At 37.4% G+C, this 15,651-nt stretch carries 19 protein-coding genes; 14 read left to right on the forward strand and 5 right to left on the reverse strand.

Translation table 11 applies throughout. The annotated features are described in order from the left end of the window. Positions 1-79 precede the first annotated feature (79 nt). Positions 80-295: a hypothetical protein gene (locus LCP48_RS09555; RefSeq protein WP_202341875.1), complete on the reverse strand. Its 216-nt coding sequence runs from the start codon at positions 293-295 to the stop codon at positions 80-82. A 386-nt stretch (positions 296-681) separates the two neighbouring features. On the opposite strand from LCP48_RS09555, the gene LCP48_RS09560 reads away from it, so the two are divergent. The 3 genes from LCP48_RS09560 to LCP48_RS09570 all read left to right on the forward strand — a co-directional run bounded on the left by LCP48_RS09560 (position 682) and on the right by LCP48_RS09570 (position 3,629). Next, entirely contained in the window at positions 682-1,239 is a 558-nt protein-coding gene (locus LCP48_RS09560) for a hypothetical protein (protein WP_225340901.1), read from the forward strand. 441 nt (positions 1,240-1,680) lie between these two features. Continuing rightward, on the forward strand, positions 1,681-2,409 hold the full coding sequence (locus LCP48_RS09565; protein ID WP_036081249.1) for an AAA family ATPase: 729 nt from the start codon (positions 1,681-1,683) through the stop codon (positions 2,407-2,409). Beyond that, positions 2,406-3,629 carry a GNAT family N-acetyltransferase gene (locus LCP48_RS09570; RefSeq protein WP_202341878.1) on the forward strand — a complete coding sequence of 408 codons (1,224 nt, stop codon included), beginning with the start codon at positions 2,406-2,408 and terminating at the stop codon, positions 3,627-3,629. The genes LCP48_RS09565 and LCP48_RS09570 overlap by 4 nt, the downstream gene beginning before the upstream one ends. 32 nt (positions 3,630-3,661) lie before the next feature. On the opposite strand, the gene pdxR is transcribed toward LCP48_RS09570, so the two are convergent. After that, on the reverse strand, positions 3,662-5,044 hold the full coding sequence (gene pdxR / locus LCP48_RS09575; protein ID WP_216485485.1) for a MocR-like pyridoxine biosynthesis transcription factor PdxR: 1,383 nt from the start codon (positions 5,042-5,044) through the stop codon (positions 3,662-3,664). Positions 5,045-5,154: 110 nt separating this feature from the next. Between pdxR and LCP48_RS09580 the strand changes: the two genes are divergently transcribed. Beyond that, complete coding sequence (locus LCP48_RS09580; RefSeq protein ID WP_009370971.1) at positions 5,155-5,595, forward strand: GNAT family N-acetyltransferase; 441 nt, start codon at positions 5,155-5,157, stop codon at positions 5,593-5,595. 103 nt (positions 5,596-5,698) lie between these two features. Here LCP48_RS09580 and LCP48_RS09585 read toward each other — a convergent pair whose 3' ends face one another. After that, a complete protein-coding gene (locus LCP48_RS09585) occupies positions 5,699-6,391 on the reverse strand; it encodes a class I SAM-dependent methyltransferase (protein WP_216485484.1) in 693 nt (230 codons plus the stop codon). Positions 6,392-6,622: 231 nt separating this feature from the next. Between LCP48_RS09585 and LCP48_RS09590 the strand changes: the two genes are divergently transcribed. The 6 genes from LCP48_RS09590 (at position 6,623) to LCP48_RS09615 (ending at position 10,027) form a co-directional block, all read left to right on the forward strand. Beyond that, positions 6,623-7,225, forward strand: coding sequence for a CPBP family intramembrane glutamic endopeptidase (locus LCP48_RS09590; protein ID WP_004228915.1), 603 nt, complete (start codon positions 6,623-6,625; stop codon positions 7,223-7,225). Positions 7,226-7,297: 72 nt separating this feature from the next. Beyond that, positions 7,298-7,483, forward strand: coding sequence for a helix-hairpin-helix domain-containing protein (locus LCP48_RS09595; RefSeq protein WP_036219058.1), 186 nt, complete (start codon positions 7,298-7,300; stop codon positions 7,481-7,483). Then, positions 7,476-7,643 carry a hypothetical protein gene (locus LCP48_RS09600; RefSeq protein WP_004228911.1) on the forward strand — a complete coding sequence of 56 codons (168 nt, stop codon included), beginning with the start codon at positions 7,476-7,478 and terminating at the stop codon, positions 7,641-7,643. Before LCP48_RS09595 ends, LCP48_RS09600 begins: the two co-directional genes overlap by 8 nt. Positions 7,644-7,651: 8 nt before the next feature. Beyond that, positions 7,652-8,284 carry a hypothetical protein gene (locus LCP48_RS09605; protein ID WP_216485483.1) on the forward strand — a complete coding sequence of 211 codons (633 nt, stop codon included), beginning with the start codon at positions 7,652-7,654 and terminating at the stop codon, positions 8,282-8,284. 81 nt (positions 8,285-8,365) lie between these two features. Next, complete coding sequence (locus LCP48_RS09610) at positions 8,366-9,352, forward strand: helix-turn-helix transcriptional regulator (protein ID WP_216485482.1); 987 nt, start codon at positions 8,366-8,368, stop codon at positions 9,350-9,352. A gap of 45 nt (positions 9,353-9,397) precedes the next feature. Next, positions 9,398-10,027, forward strand: a complete 630-nt coding sequence (locus tag LCP48_RS09615; RefSeq protein WP_216485481.1) for a type 1 glutamine amidotransferase family protein — start codon at positions 9,398-9,400, stop codon at positions 10,025-10,027. Positions 10,028-10,081: 54 nt separating this feature from the next. Here LCP48_RS09615 and LCP48_RS09620 read toward each other — a convergent pair whose 3' ends face one another. Further along, positions 10,082-10,579: a hypothetical protein gene (locus LCP48_RS09620; protein ID WP_004228900.1), complete on the reverse strand. Its 498-nt coding sequence runs from the start codon at positions 10,577-10,579 to the stop codon at positions 10,082-10,084. Between the two features lie 93 nt (positions 10,580-10,672). Here LCP48_RS09620 and LCP48_RS09625 point away from each other — a divergent pair, with 93 nt between their 5' ends. Both LCP48_RS09625 and LCP48_RS09630 read left to right on the forward strand, forming a co-directional pair. After that, on the forward strand, positions 10,673-11,413 hold the full coding sequence (locus LCP48_RS09625) for a sulfite exporter TauE/SafE family protein (protein WP_004228897.1): 741 nt from the start codon (positions 10,673-10,675) through the stop codon (positions 11,411-11,413). 12 nt (positions 11,414-11,425) lie between these two features. Then, the gene (locus LCP48_RS09630; protein ID WP_081456921.1) at positions 11,426-12,382 is read left to right on the forward strand and encodes a PD-(D/E)XK nuclease family protein; all 957 of its coding nucleotides are present in this window, start codon (positions 11,426-11,428) and stop codon (positions 12,380-12,382) included. On the opposite strand, the gene LCP48_RS09635 is transcribed toward LCP48_RS09630, so the two are convergent. Then, the gene (locus LCP48_RS09635) at positions 12,336-12,722 is read right to left on the reverse strand and encodes a tyrosine-type recombinase/integrase (protein ID WP_216485479.1); all 387 of its coding nucleotides are present in this window, start codon (positions 12,720-12,722) and stop codon (positions 12,336-12,338) included. The genes LCP48_RS09630 and LCP48_RS09635 overlap by 47 nt on opposite strands. A gap of 1,646 nt (positions 12,723-14,368) precedes the next feature. Here LCP48_RS09635 and LCP48_RS09640 point away from each other — a divergent pair. Both LCP48_RS09640 and LCP48_RS09645 read left to right on the forward strand, forming a co-directional pair. After that, complete coding sequence (locus tag LCP48_RS09640; protein WP_004228889.1) at positions 14,369-15,001, forward strand: hypothetical protein; 633 nt, start codon at positions 14,369-14,371, stop codon at positions 14,999-15,001. A 51-nt stretch (positions 15,002-15,052) separates the two neighbouring features. After that, positions 15,053-15,595 carry a hypothetical protein gene (locus tag LCP48_RS09645; protein WP_225340902.1) on the forward strand — a complete coding sequence of 181 codons (543 nt, stop codon included), beginning with the start codon at positions 15,053-15,055 and terminating at the stop codon, positions 15,593-15,595. Positions 15,596-15,651 lie beyond the last annotated feature (56 nt).

A 15,651-nucleotide genomic window follows, 5' to 3' on the forward strand; every position in this document is an offset into this window, starting at 1 on the left:
AGAAATTTAAAGTGAATGATTCGTAATCATTACCTATTTTATTCCCGAAATTTAAGGGAATAAACCATGTTTTAGTCGATTATCTCTTTTTCTTTCCAAGCTCTTTAAGAGGCTGTTTTTTAGGGATTTTTTCAAACAATATCTTCACATGAAAATGGTTGTCATCAACTTGTAGTACCTCCAACACCTTTGCCTTACGCCCTTTAATGCGAATATCTTCTTCCACAGTAGGTAGCTTGACGAGCAATTGACTTAAAACGGACGTCTTGTTTTCGTAATAATGCGTCACAAACATTGCGATTCTCCTTCTGACTTTTGATTGTTACTCAATTTATGAGCGAGGGATAATAGTTAGAACTTTGGAGATGGTGAGCAAAGAATGAATGGAACCGCTCGAAAAGCTGTTAGAGGTGATCATATAGAGAGGAAACCCGCTCATCGAGTTACTGAAGGTAATCATAAAATGAGAGAGCCAAGCACAGAGGAAAACTAGTAATTAGTTTCCTATAGAAGTTTATAACTTAGTGAGGGGAAAGAGGCGTAGAATCCCATACAATACTTAATAGTCATATTGTGGGTGAATGGAATAAATATATTTTACATTGCCGGTTGGTTAATTATGTTAATATCACGTTAGATTAACATGATTAGATAGTAAAGAAAAGGAGGCGAGTAAGAAGAATGACAAATAATATCATTGAACAAGCAAAACGAGGGTTGGAAGGTTTTGCTATTGGAGGTTATCATACTAGTGGAAATTTTAGTAAGTATCGGGAGGATTACTATAAATATTTTGGAGATCCAGATGATGAAACGAGAAAGTACGCTATAGCTGCATTTACTTGTATGCTGGGTACTTGGGAAACGGGTTCTCTTCAGATATTTCAGCCCATACAAGAGTGGGAGGAAAATAAAAAATGGAGCTCCAATCCATTAGACCAGAAGCGATTTTATCGTTTTAAAGATTATCTTTATGCACTGTTAGCACATCATGAGCAGATAGAGAAAGAATTCCCCTATATGTATGAAGATATTGTTTTATTTTTAATAAAAATAGAAATAAATCAAGGGATCAGATATGAGGAATGGTTTCCAGAGCATAACCCGAATTTGTTTCAGCGATTAAGAGAAGAAATTTTAATACCTAAACAACATTTGGCAGATAAAAGAAGTAATTGGGAATTATTGTTAAAAGAAATGGGTATTGAGCCTTTTTTTGAATCGGATCAATTTAGGTAATGAAAGTGATCCAAAATATCCGCTCAGAAAGGAAGTCTAGGTGATCAAAAAGAGAGGTACCCCACTTATTAGAAACAATCATTTAGCAAGCCACAGCGAAATAAAATTGCAATGGAAAACACTACTGCATGTTGCAGAGAAATCATTCACTTAATCAGTTAGAGAGGAGGTCAATGTCCACTTTTTTTATAAAAAAATCAAAAATATGACATGATACTACAGGTAGGAATTGCAACTTTCGACATGTTTTTTATTTATTTCTCGGGAAATATCTCATAGCGAGTTGTGAAAATGGTAGGGACTTCGTCAGCTGTTTTAGGCTATTTATGTTGGGCTGGCTTGGGTGGATACATAAAAAGGTAACATTTCAATCAAACAGGTAGGTGGATTACGTTTCAGCTTGAGGGATGTTCGCTATAATAAGAGTAAGGAGGAAATGAAATGTATTTAAAGTCATGTAAGGTGTTACAGGATACGATTCCCAATAAACAGGAGTATCCTTTTAATATTCCAAGCTTGCAGGATTTGCATGAACTGGAGTTCCCAACGAATGTGACGTTCTTTGTTGGGGAAAATGGTTCGGGGAAATCAACATTACTGGAGGCGATTGCTGATCGTTGCGATTTCAATACGGCTGGTGGTGGTCGTCAAAATTTATATGAAGTACATAAGGCGGAATCTTCATTGGGGGAATATATCCGTTTGTCGTGGCTGCCGAAAATATCGAATGGGTTTTTTCTTCGATCAGAAACATTTTATCAATTTGCCAGCCATATTGATTTGATAGAAGATCCAAGGAGATACAACGCTTTTGGTGGGAAATCTTTACACCATCAATCTCATGGTGAATCCTTTCTTGCGTTATTTATGAACCGCTTTAAGGGTAAAGCCATTTATTTATTGGATGAGCCTGAGGCGGCATTGTCTCCAACGAGGCAGCTGAGCTTGCTGAAAATCATGAAGGACCTCGAGCATGAGGCACAATTTATTATTGCTACACACTCACCCATTTTGCTTGGCTATCCCAATGCAACGATTTATAGTTTTGATCAAGGAGAAATTGAATCCATTCGCTATGAGGATACCATTCATTACATCGTGACCAAACGTTTTTTAGATGCGCCACAGTCCATATTAAGAGAGTTATTTGATGAGGAGAGAGAATCATGAATCAACGAAAAGGCTTAATCATGCGAGAAATCCGATTAGATGAAATGGCACAGTCCATTGATTTACTGAATTATGTCTTTCAAATGTCAATGTCCATTCACAAGGATCGTCGCTTTGTGAATGCTAAGAGTAGGCAATTTAATGAAGGGCATGCTATCGGGTGGTTTGATGGCTCACAGCTTGTATCGCAAATATTAAGTTTGCCTTTTGAGGTGAATGTGCATGGTAAGATTTATGAAATGGGTGGCATCACAGCAGTTGGGACATACCCTGAATATTCAGGACATGGCTTAATGGAGAGCTTGATCATTGAGAGTCTGCAAAGTATGCGAAATGAAGGACAATATATATCCTATTTGTTTCCATATTCTATTCCTTATTACCGCAAAAAGGGATGGGAAATTATGAGTGATATTGTGGAATTTCAAGTGAAGGATACACAGCTTCCTCATTATGCTGGGCTTAATGGGAAAATTCGCCGAGTTGATCCGAAGCATGAGGATGTGGTGGATATCTACGCACGCTATGCACAGAAAACGCATGGCGTAATGGTGCGCAATAGTATTGCCTGGAACGAGAAATTTCAGGAGGATTTCTGGGAGGAGAAATTTATAGATAGTGATGTGAACCTTCAGGCAGCGGTCTACTATGATGAAGAAGATGTGGCGCAGGGCTATATGTTCTATCGTATTATGGAGGAAAATTATTACATTGATGAAATCGTCTATATGCAGGAAGAGGCTCGGAAAGGTTTATGGAATTTCGTCTCGGCTCACAGCTCGATGGTCTACAATGTCTATGGGAAAACAACCGGAAATGAAGCGGTAGCCTTTTTATTAGAGGACAGCGAGATCATTCAAAAGGTATCACCTTATTTCATGGCAAGAATCGTCGATGTCAAAGAATTTTTACTGCGCTATCCATTTAACGGTCAGGATTTCGAGCTTCAGCTAGCTGTCAGTGATCGCACTGTGGCGTGGAATAATGGTACCTACATCATCAAAATGAAAGATGGAAACCTTGCTGTGCAGAAGGTAAGTGAGACGTTGAACGCGAATGCTGTGCATTTAACAGTGCAAACACTGGCTACCATGCTGTTAGGCTACAAACGTCCAACCTATTTAGAAAAAATTGAACGATTACAGGGACGTGCAGAGGAAATTGCATTGCTGGAGGCGGTTTTACCAGTAGGTATCCCAACATTTATTGATTACTTTTAAGTGGTATGGGGTAAGAGCCATAACGTTGATGGTTATGGCTGCCACGCCTCTTTTAACAGCTCAATCCCCAGCTTGATTTCTTCCAACGCTAATTTACTAAAGCCTAATTGCAGCATGGGTTCCTCATTTTTTTGATGGATAAAAAAGGGGCTTGTCGGATAAACCTTCACACCGTAAGTCGCCGCTCGTTGGATTAGCTGCTGCTCGGAAAGCGGAGACTTTATCTTCACTAATACATAGAGTCCTGATTGCTCGCCTAACACGGATATTTGCTGCCCAAAATGTCGTTGTAGCTCCTGTACAAGGTGCTGCATTTTTTGTTTATAGGTCAAACGCATTCGTTTAATATGGCGTGACCATTCTCCCTGCGCCATAAATTGGGCCATTGTGCGTTGATGGAGGGACGAAGCATTTTGTTCAAAATGAGCAAAACGCTCTTTATAGGGCTGAACAAGTGCATTTGGTAGCACCATATAGCTTAAACGCACACCTGGTAAAAATGATTTGGAGAAGGTGCCGAGATAGATTACCCTTGATGAGTCGATGGAAGCAAGGGCAGGAAATGGCTGTTGTGTATAGCGAAACTCTCCATCATAATCATCCTCTAGAATATAACCATCAACTTGTTGAGCCCATTGTATTAAGGTCTGTCGCTGCTGAATAGACATGGACACACCGTATGGGAAATGATGTGACGGGGTGACATACATTAAGCGTGATTGACAGTTTTGGAGTATGTCAAGTTGAGCTCCTGTTTCCATTACAGGTAGTGGCTCTATTTCGAAGTGATGTAACTGGAAGGCTTCCCGTGCACCATCATAGCCAGGGTCTTCCAAAAGAATGCTTGGGAAAGATTCTTTTAGCAAAAAGCCAAGATACAAGAGCATTTGCTGTGTGCTACTACCGATAATGATAGTGTCGCTCGTTGTATAAACCCCTCTTGCTTGCAGTAAATATTGCACAAGCTGCTCCTTTAGCACTGATTCTCCAAACAGTTCTCCATATTCGTAACAGGTTGATTCCTGTAATACTTGATTGGCAATTTGGCGCCATGTTTTCATGGGAAAATGTTGCTGATCGACAGCCCCAGCGCGAAAATCTACAAGATAGGATGCAGCCTTCTTTTTTGGCTGTGTCATAGGGGCCTGTTCCTGCTCCTTTAGAAAAACCTGCTCTAGTGCATTGACGAAATAGCCTTTTCGTCCCTCCCCACGTATGTATCCTTCTGCTACAAGCTGTTCATAAGCGGTTAATGTAGTATTACGACTGACCTGTAAAGTTTCTGCAAGTTTTCGTATAGAGGGCAGGGAATCATCTGTTTGAAGTGAACCTTGCATAATAAGTGCTTTAATTTGCTGGTACACTTGCTTATATTTTGCCTCTTTTTCTGTTAATAGAAAGATAAAATCGTCCATAAGGCACCACCTTGACATGTTAAAATGTTTGGAACTGTTTCTTTTGAAATGTCAGATTATTTACTACCATCATACTAGAAGGACAATCAAAAGGAAATGGAGATTAAAATATGAAAATTTGTATGGTGACACAGCAAACGATGGGAGACGTAGTCCCATTATTTAATGCCTATCGTGAATTTTATGGACAATCATCTGATTTACAGCAAGCTGAGCAGTTTATACAGGAGCGAGTAATGGGAGCAGAGTCTATTATTTTCCTGGCATATTTGGAGGAGGAGCCAGTTGGATTTGCACAATTGTTTCCAGTCTTTTCATCCGTAGCTATGAAACGAGCGTTTCTCTTAAATGATTTATTTGTGGCGAAACAAGCCAGAAAACAAGGTGTAGCACAGGCGTTGATGGAGCAATGCTATAGCTATTGTCAGCAGGAAGATGCTCGTTACATGATGCTAGAAACTGCCAGAGATAATGTCCAAGCACAGAAGCTCTATGAAAAAATGGGCATGACGATTGATGAAACTGTTTATTATTACAGTATTTATTGGTAATTTTTTTCGATGTGATGGATGTTGGTGGAGAGCCCGCTCAATACCACTATAAATCTAAGTTTCAGCCCCCACCATTGATTGTGTAATGGAGGGGGCTTTGTGGTTAGGCGTGGCTCATCCATCCTGCGAAGAGACCTGATGAGAAAAAGCGGGTAATATTTTGAAAGCCCGCTTCACTTAATAGCTGTTGGATTTCTTGATCGGAGAGGAAGGAAATATTCATGATGCCCTTGCCCATGCTATCTACCTTTTCTTTTGTATAGCCGGCATCTAAAAAGTAGCTTTGCCATATTTTGATGCGATTTTGTAGCTCGTCACTTTCTCGTTCTCCGTAGGCACAAGCGAGGACAAAGGGCTTTCCAGGTTTTAATTGCTTGTGAATATTTTGCAGTAGATGGAGTTTCTCCTGTCGATCTTCAATAAAATGAAGAACGAGGATACAGCTTGCCGCATCGAATTTCGGTGTTGATTGGGGTAAGCGCTCAATTGTTCCTTGTAGTAGCTGAACGCGACTTTCAATATCCAGTTGCACGGCTTTATGTTGTGCGATTTGGAGCATTTCCTCAGATGGATCAATCCCAGTGAACATCCATTTAGGGTTTGTTGGTCCCCATGCAGAAAGCTCGTTGCCTCCACCAGCTCCTACAACAAGCAGGGATGCTTCTTGTTCTCCTAAATGCATGCGGAAATAGGCTTGTGTCACGGCAAATAATGTGTCATAGGCAGGCACTGAAATTCTTGTGCTGTGCTCATATGTTCGTGCCTTTTCTAATAAATGTGTAGATAATGTACGCATTGTGATAGCCTCCAGTGTTTTATCATCTCTATTACAGACCCTTAATATCTGTAATAGAGTATAAATGAAAATAACTGAAAAGACAAAGGAGAAGCCCTTTGACATCGTTTTTTATTGTAAAACATTTAATAATTAACAATAAAGATAAATAATTTAACGTTTATCGTTAAATAACTATTGAAAAAAATGGCACTTTCTTCTATGCTTGTAGTAAACAGGAGGGGAAATAAGATGATGAATAGTTTAATCAGTGCCATTTTGCAAGTGATGTTATTTTCAGTGATTCCGTTTATTTGGTGGCTTTGTACAGCGAGAAAAAAACAGCCCTTTTTAACGTGGATAGGATTGCAAAAGCCTATTATTGTGCACAAGGGAAGGTATGCTATGTACATTGTACTTTCTACTTTCACGATGTTAATACCGAGCTTTGCACTAGTCTTTTTCTATATTGATCGCTCCTTGCTAGCGGCGAATCAATTCGCGGGACTTGGAGCTGCTGCCGTCATTCCAGCACTTTTCTACGCTATTATTCAAACAGGTTTATCAGAGGAGCTATTATTTCGCGGCTTTTTATTAAAGAGATTGATGAAGATTTTTGATTTTCAAGTAGCAAATCTCTTGCAAAGTATTGTTTTTGGCTGTGTTCATGGGGCCATGCTATGGTCGGTGCTTCCGCTTCATGTAATCTTATTAGTTGTGCTTACTACAGCGCTTGCTGGCTATGTGATGGGCTGGGTGAACGAACGAATTGCTGGAGGTTCCATTGTCACTAGCTGGAGTATCCATAGTATCGTAAATTTCATAGCGGCGTGCTTGTATATGTTTAAATTTTGACTTATTTGCATTTCTTTGCTGTCACTTGCATAATAGGGCAGAGAGGATTTTTTCGTGAAGGGACGTGCAAGCATGACAGAGTGGCCTAAGGGAGTAGCAAAACCAGCAATTCGCGCATTACATCAAGCGGGTTATACAGAATTGAAGCAGCTAGAAAGAGTTGAGCTTTCTACATTAGCTCATCTTCATGGAATGGGTCCAAAAGCTTTAGCAGCGATTGAGGCGGCACTAAAGGAAAGTAGGGAACTTCGTGAATAAGCTGACATTGTTTTTACTGGCGATGGTTGTCTATTATATCCTCGTTGTAGTCGTTATTAGCAAGCTGTTTATTATTCCTATTATGAAAGTGATGGCTCTTATCTTTTTTTTAGGGGCAGGCTATATCTTTTCTCGTAAAATGCGTAGGAAATTACAGTAGGAGGTAATATGAAAATTGTTAAATTAACATTCTTTTATTTAGCTATTATTTTATTGGCATTGACGCTGTCCTTAGCGGGTGTTCGTCTATCCATCTCTCTTGGGATATTTGCAGTAATTGCGATAGGGATGATTTATCGCCATATACATATTTTATATCGCACAAACAATATGGAACAGGTGGATAAATGGGTTAAAAATCACCGAAAAGAGCCTATATTTGCTGCTCTCTATGCATCAGCTTACGGGACAAAAGAGGAACAGATTCAGGCAATCGATGTCATCATCCATCATTATAAGCAGCCAGCCATTAAGTACAATTACCTCTTTATTAAGGCCATTATGGAGGAGAATCTTGGTGCTGCTAAAGTAGCCGCAAGACAAATTGATAAGGAGCCTTTAACTAGCTATGCACTATGCTATATTGCTGCGCTGGAAGGTCGAGCGGCCGATATGAGAAGTGATAAACTAACACAGCCGTGGATGCAACCTGCAATTGAAGCGGTCTATGCCTGTACAATAAAGGATCAGGCTAATTTCCGCCAATTCGCGGATGCCAGCATCCAACAAGCACGTGGCATACAGAAATACGGTTTAATACATAATTTTAAGCAAATGGAAGATGAATTGGTAAAGGCATAATGGAAGGGCTACTTGATAACAGTATCAGGTAGCCTGATTTTGTGTCAGAAATCATAAATTAATTCAATGAGGTGAAAATGTTTGTCTAAAATGGATCAAATGATGCAGATTTTATGGTTGTTGAATTCAGGTAGGAAAATTACCGCGAAAGAAATCGCTGAAAAATTAGAGATTAATATCAGATCCGTTTACCGCTATATTAACTCACTTTCTGCCAGCGGTGTGCCGATTATAGCTGAAACAGGTCATCATGGAGGATATACCCTGTTAAATAATTTTATTAAAAGTCCTCTTATTTTTGATGTTGATGAGAAAGCGGCATTACTTCATGCTTCTATTTTTGCAAAAGAAGCTGGTTATTTTTTAGATGAGGCATTAAATAGTGCAAAAGCAAAGCTTACAATGTATTCAAATCAGGAGCAAGAAAAAATGATTCAACAGCATTTACAAGGTTTCGAGATAATCGGTCCAACAGAATCCTCATTGGAGCCACTATTAAAAAAATTAGAAGAGAGTATAGTAAAGGAAACCTCTATAGAAATGGAATACCATACTAATAATGAAGAGCAATCTAAGTCTAGGTTGGTTAATCCATATGGTTTGGTTTATTGGAATCAAAACTGGTATGTCGTTGCCTTTTGTCATGTAAGAAATGAAATCCGTACTTTTAAAGTAGGCCGAATTAGCAGTCTGCATCAAACCGTCATTCCCTTCCAACGACCACAATCTTTCTCTGCCAGTGATTTTTTTATGGAAAGCCTTTTTCCCCAAGAGGAACATAAACAGAACCTTGTGCCCTTCATCATTTGTGGAAAGACAAGTGCTGTGGATGCAATCAGTCAGCATTGGTTTTTAAAGTATCACCTCCAAGAACGCACCAGTAAGAACGCAATATTTTTAGTAGATGAGGAAGCACTACATACATATGTACCTTATTTACTTTTTCCCTATGGAAAATCAATCCAAGTAGTAGAACCCATAAGTCTAAAGCAAAAGATAATTGACGTTCTATATGAGCTCATCCATTTTTATGAAAATGAAAACTTTACTGACGGAGAATGTCAGTAAAGTTTTTTTATACTAAGCATAGTTTCAATAAAAGGAGTGTTTATTATGCAGACAAGAAAAGTCTATCTTTATGTATTTGATACGATGGCAGATTGGGAGATAGGGTATTTAATGGCCGAATTAAATACAGGTAGATATTTTAAAAAGGGGCTAGAGCCTTTAGAGGTGATGACAGTAGGGATTGATAGAAGTCCTGTTACGACGATGGGTGGCATCACCATACTTCCAACGATGACCGTTGCTGAATGTCACTTGAATAGCATGGATATCTTGATTCTTCCAGGAGGCAATACATGGCTAGAATCTATTCATGAGCCTGTATTGAATAAAGTCTCCAAAGCGTTGAATGAAGATGTTTTCGTAGCTGCAATTTGTGGTGCAACATTTGGTCTCGCAAAGGTTGGTTTGCTTGATAGAAGACAACATACGAGCAACGATCTCGAATACTTGAAGATGCTTTGTCCACATTATATTGGGGATGAATATTTTAAACAGAAGCCAGCCGTAACTGAAGGGAATTTAGTAACGGCATCTGGCATTGCACCGTTGGATTTTGCCTACCATGTTTTGAGGCTGCTCGATGTTTTTACACCTGAAACATTACATGCTTGGTATAAGCTTTATGAGACGCAGGAGAAAAAATATTTTTATGAATTAATGACATCCATTGAATAATAATTAGTCTAAGAAGAGCATGTTCATTGTTAAAACATGCTCTCTTTTTTTACATTAACTTTTTTTAGCCAACAAAATGCCTCGCACAATCCCTATCATGAAGATGCCAAATAACAGCAGTAAAAATAAGTAAGCATGCCATTGTTGTAAAATACGTTCACTTCCTAGAGCTACCGTCAGGTCATTGAATAGGGAGTAGGTAAAATACAATAGAATACTATTTTTGATGAGACAAAACGTAAGGATGCCATTTTGTCGCTGTTTATGGGAGAGCGGTGCTTTATTTTTACGCATCACAGGATAAGCTGCCTTTATCTCTAAATAGTGTAAGAGTAGAAAGAGCATAAGAGCGACAAAGGGTAAATAAAAAATAGCAATTTTCGGACCAAATTGGGCATGGTCACTCGTGAAGCTTTGCAAGACAGGAATCATGGCAGGGAGCTTGCCGTATTGAATGAGTGTCGCTGTAATGCCGGCTAGAAAAATAGTCGCCACAATAACCGTTAGCTGGTGACAAAAGCGTGGTGTGGGTGTTTTTTGTTGTATATGCATCCTTGCTCCTCATTTCCATCATCATTGATAATAACAATCTGTTATACTGTATCATAGAATGATTGCTTTTTGTGTTAGGGAAAGAAGGATATTATGGAATACTTGTTGTTTTTACTTATTGGCATCATTGGGAATGTCATTGGGACGTTAGTTGGGGGTGGTGGCTTAATTACCTTGCCAACGATGATGCTAATGGGTGTACCCGTCCATTCGGCTATTGGCGCAAATAAAGTGTCCAATATGGTGAGTGCTTTTTCAAGCTTTTATACAATTTATCAACGTAAGGAATTAGCATGGAACGAAATGCGTTCGGTGTTACTTGTCTCTTTAATCGGAGGTACATTGGGGGGACTTTTCGCTTCATTCATGAGTAGTCAATCATTAACGTTTATTGCTATTATTTTACTTGGCTTTGCGCTTGTCATGTCCTTTATGGGTGGAGCTGATTTTGGCGACAAGGAACGTTTTACGATGAATCGAAAAAACGGTCCTATCCTTCTTGGAGTTGGCTTTTATGACGGTATGTTTGGTCCGGGCAGTAGTACATTGGCGCTTTATACATATGCACATGAGAAGATTTCCTATATTAAAGCCGTGGGGCTATCACGGGTAGGGGTATTTGCAATGTGCTCAGGAGCAGCGATTACCTATATTGCTACAGGGAAAATCGAATGGCCGTTAACGCTTATTTTAATGATTGGCTCGACGATTGGTGCACAAATTGGGCTTGTGCTAGCCAGAAAAGTGAAAGCACATCAGGTAAAGCTTTTACTGCGTATTGTAACGATTGTGCTGATTATACAGCTTGTTTATGATTTCATCCATCAGCTTTAGGAGGTGATTGCCCTGTTTGAAATTTCACCCTATCCAACCTTTTCGTGGTCGCTATCGCGTCATAAAACATTGACAAGCTGCGCCCGCAAATACGGCTATGAATATTACTTTTCACATAACGGGTGGCTCAGTTACAATGTGGAGCCATATCATCAACAGGTGTATCGCTTAAAAAAGCTGCAATCGATGCCTATTTTATTTGGGCAAATTGTCCATCGATACATTGAGCAGGCCATTAATGATTATTTACAAACAGGAAAAGCTCCCACTGTAGAGGAGCTAATTCAATTGGGTCGCGGGCAGCTGAATGCAGCCTTTATTGACTCCACTCGTCGTCTTGAATTTTGGAGGCAAAAACCAAATAAGTATTATATGATGCAGGAAATCTATTATCATGGCACCCTTTCTCCTGAGCTAGTGCAAGACTATAAAGAACGTTTACAACTTGTCTTTAATCATTTTTTAATGAGTGAAACATTCCAGCAAATCAACTCACAAAAAGGCTCTCTCCGTATCGGGGAGCCAGAGCAATTCCGCTCCATGAAAATAGAAGATGTCCAGGTATTTGTTGTTATGGACTTTCATTATTATGATGAACTGAGAGATAAATGGATTATTGTTGACTGGAAGACCGGTGGAGAATCTGATGATGACCGTCAGCAATTAGCCCTCTACGCTTACTATGTTCAGCAAAAATACCGTGTGTCTCTAGCGCAAATCGAGGTCTATAATGAATATTTATTAACAGGCAAGCGCAAGAAATATAGTTTTACAGACATCGATATGGAGAACATTTTGTATACGTTTCAGCGCAGTGTTTTAGAAATGAAAAAGTATCAGGCTGATATTTTTTCCAACGAGCCCGTGGACATCGAGGACTTTGAACAAACACAAGAAAAATGGCATTGTCGTGGCTGTAATTTTAGGGAGCTATGTGTGCAGAAATATGATGAAAAATTGAGCAAGTGACCAAAAAGTCATCGAAATGGTCGCTTGCTTCATTTTTATTCTTTTGGGTTAGATGACTATATGTATTGATTGTCATTTTTATATCAGAGTGACCTAGTTGCTCCTGTATGATCTTAAAATTTGCATTCCGACTGACCATAAATGAGGCATATGAATGTCGTAATGCGTGAAAATTCAACTTTGGTAAACTGTACTTTTCAATAATTCTTCTCCAAGCTAGATCTATAGCAGCAGGTTTTGATGGATAACCATCTGATTTTGTAAAGATTAAATTTAATGGAGTTCCATCATCATCTTTTATCGGATTCCAAGCGTCACCCATTTTATTTTTTAATTCCACTTTTTTAACTTTTCATCTTCTTATTTGATACTTCGATTTCGAAATCTGTAATAGCTTCCTTTATTGCACGATCAGACATGGATTTCATACGTATGGTTTTAGTATAAGTCGTTCACCCGTCTCTTCATCATACCCATGTTTAACAGTAACATTTATTCGAAGTTCTCCTTTCTTGGTAGGTGGTAAAACTGTATAACTTGCCATAATTATTCTCCTTTCTTAATTTCTTATAGTTGCTGTTAAATTTAAATAATAACCACCACCTTTAAGGGAGTGTACGTTCTGTTAAGGGTGAAAAATTTTTATGTTCCATAACGATTAAAAGGTGTTTCAAACCAATTAATTAATTCTAATACCCCTAATGTCTCAAAATATATAGTGAAATTATCAATAGATACATATTCACTACTTGCAATTTATGAGCTTGTATTATTTTTGAAAAGGGAACAAGTATCATGTATGCCAATCCACGTGCTCTCAACTCTTGTGGAAACTCTGTTCCTCCACCATTTGCTGAAGCATTTGTATGAGCAAATTTACCTGAGATGTGTGCAACTAGCAGTAGATACGCAGTGAATATTTGATAAATTTTGTACAGAAGGGAGAATGGAAATGCACAACACAGTTATCCACGAATTAAGGAGGAAGTTGCAGCTATTTTTAAACAATCACAAGGAGAGCCCACATTTGAAGATACAGTTTTAGAAGGAAAAGAAAGACATTATACAATAATTAATGAGCTTGATGTTGAAAAGTATTTAAACATTGGAGAGCGACAAGAACTAGCGATTGTGTTAGATAGGATCTCCAAACATTAAGAATGGGATAAACCGTTGGGAAAGAGTTGCAGATTATCCTTAGAGTTAATGAACAGTATGCTATTTCTTTTCATATTTTTTACTATTCCATGCCCAATTTAAAAAAGCATAAACAAGTACTGCCCATAAAGAAAAGAAGAGATTATTAAGAAAATCCCAATTACCTTTTTTGAAATAATCCGAAACAGACAAAAGTAAAAAAAGTATAACGAAGTAAACAATATTTAAGTATTTTCTGATAAATGTCACTAGAATCACCTTAATATGTATTTTTTTATAAATTACAACATAAAAAAGCCTTGGTGATTTGTGACTTAATGCTTCTATTCAATGATGACTACTACCAAAACCTAAAACGTATCATCAAGACTGTGGAAGTTTATACAACGAGTTTGGTGAGGATAAGCATACCATTGTAGATATGCGTTACTGGATACAGATGACTGTTATGAATGGGAAGACATAGCCGAAAAGCTTATATTTCATAATGTATTGTGTAAACGTAACATTTTAATAGATAAAACAGCAGAAAGTATTAGTTGGGTTTAAAATTTATTTCATTTCATTTGTATTTTTTAACACTACTAAAGTCATGTTTGATTATAAATTAAATATTATTATAGAAGAATCTTGATTTGAAAAAGTAGATGACAATATAAGAACCTTCATCATTAAAGAATGGAGGTTCTTTGGCAATGGATTGGTGATTTAACACTTTATAAATTGTAACTATTTGTCATTTAATAAAAGGTAATTAAATACTATTTAAGTTTAATTTGTAAAATTATACAATTGCGGTGTACCCGAAAAAATAAAGGAGTGGAAAAAATGAAGAAATTTAGCGGATTATTAATAGTTTTATTTATGACTATATTAGTAATTCCTGTAACAGCAAAAGCTAATGATGATATATTATCGGAGTTAGTAAAAAAAGAGGCACAAGATTACTGTGGTGTTTACACTCTAAGTCCAATGGACGGTTTTGAACCTATAGAAGTGCCTGAAAGCGAAATTCCAACTGATGAAATAAACTTTGTTGAAGAGAACGAGGCAATGAAAGCAGCGTCACCGATGAAAGATCAGGTGGCAACATCATCCTCTGGTTCAAAGATTGTAATGCCAGCAGCTAAAACTAGAAATTACGGTTATTGTCATATTTATGAGTATCATATGAAGTTTTCTAAGGGGAAAATAAAATATGAAACTCAAGTAAACAATGAATGGAAATCACAATTCAAATATGCTTATTATCCAGCAAAATCTATGGATATCGCAATGGAAGTAATAAATGGAACAGACGAACTGATAAAAGATCCTACAGTTAAAGATCGTTATACAAAAGAATTTATTTCGTTTAAAGAAGGACAAAGAGTTAGGGTTGCAATTCAAAAAGGGAGTTCATGGTCAGGGTCATATTCAAAGTATGATTGGATTATTGTATCAATGTTCCCTGTATTCTAAACGTGTGTTATAATCTATATTATGGAAATTTTAAAAGAAAGTGACTATGGTATGGAAAATAATAAAATTATACAAAATGTGAAACAAACTATTTCTGGGATTGAAATTGGGTATTTTACCACTGCCAAAAATTATATTTATGATGAGTATTTTAAATATTTTAATGATGATGATAAAGAAACTAAAAAATATGCATTATTAATTTTTACATGCATGTTAGGCAACTGGTTTAATAAGTCTACTTTTGTCTTTAAACCTGAAAAGGAACGTTTAAAATACAACAATGAAAAAGGAACAAAATTTTTTAATTTTGAGGATTATATAACTTCATTATTAGATAACTATCAAAATATTAAACAAGAATTTCCTTATATGTTTGAGATTATTGTTGTGTATTTAATTTTGATAGAAAAGGATAAACATATGATTTATGAAGAATGGTTTCCAGAAATTAATCCGGAAATATTTCAAGAACTTAGGGAGAAAATTTTAATTCCCAACAAAAATTTGGTCGATGATTGTCATCCAATAAAATATTTATTTAGAGAAGTTGGAATTAAACCTTTTTTCAAAGGTGATTTTTTTGATGAATAAATACCAAAACCAAATTCAAATGTACAGCACCCCGAAAGTTAGACCAAAAATCTAAC

The organism is Lysinibacillus capsici (genome assembly GCF_020217405.1).
Taxonomy (GTDB): Bacteria; Bacillota; Bacilli; order Bacillales_A; family Planococcaceae; genus Lysinibacillus; species Lysinibacillus capsici.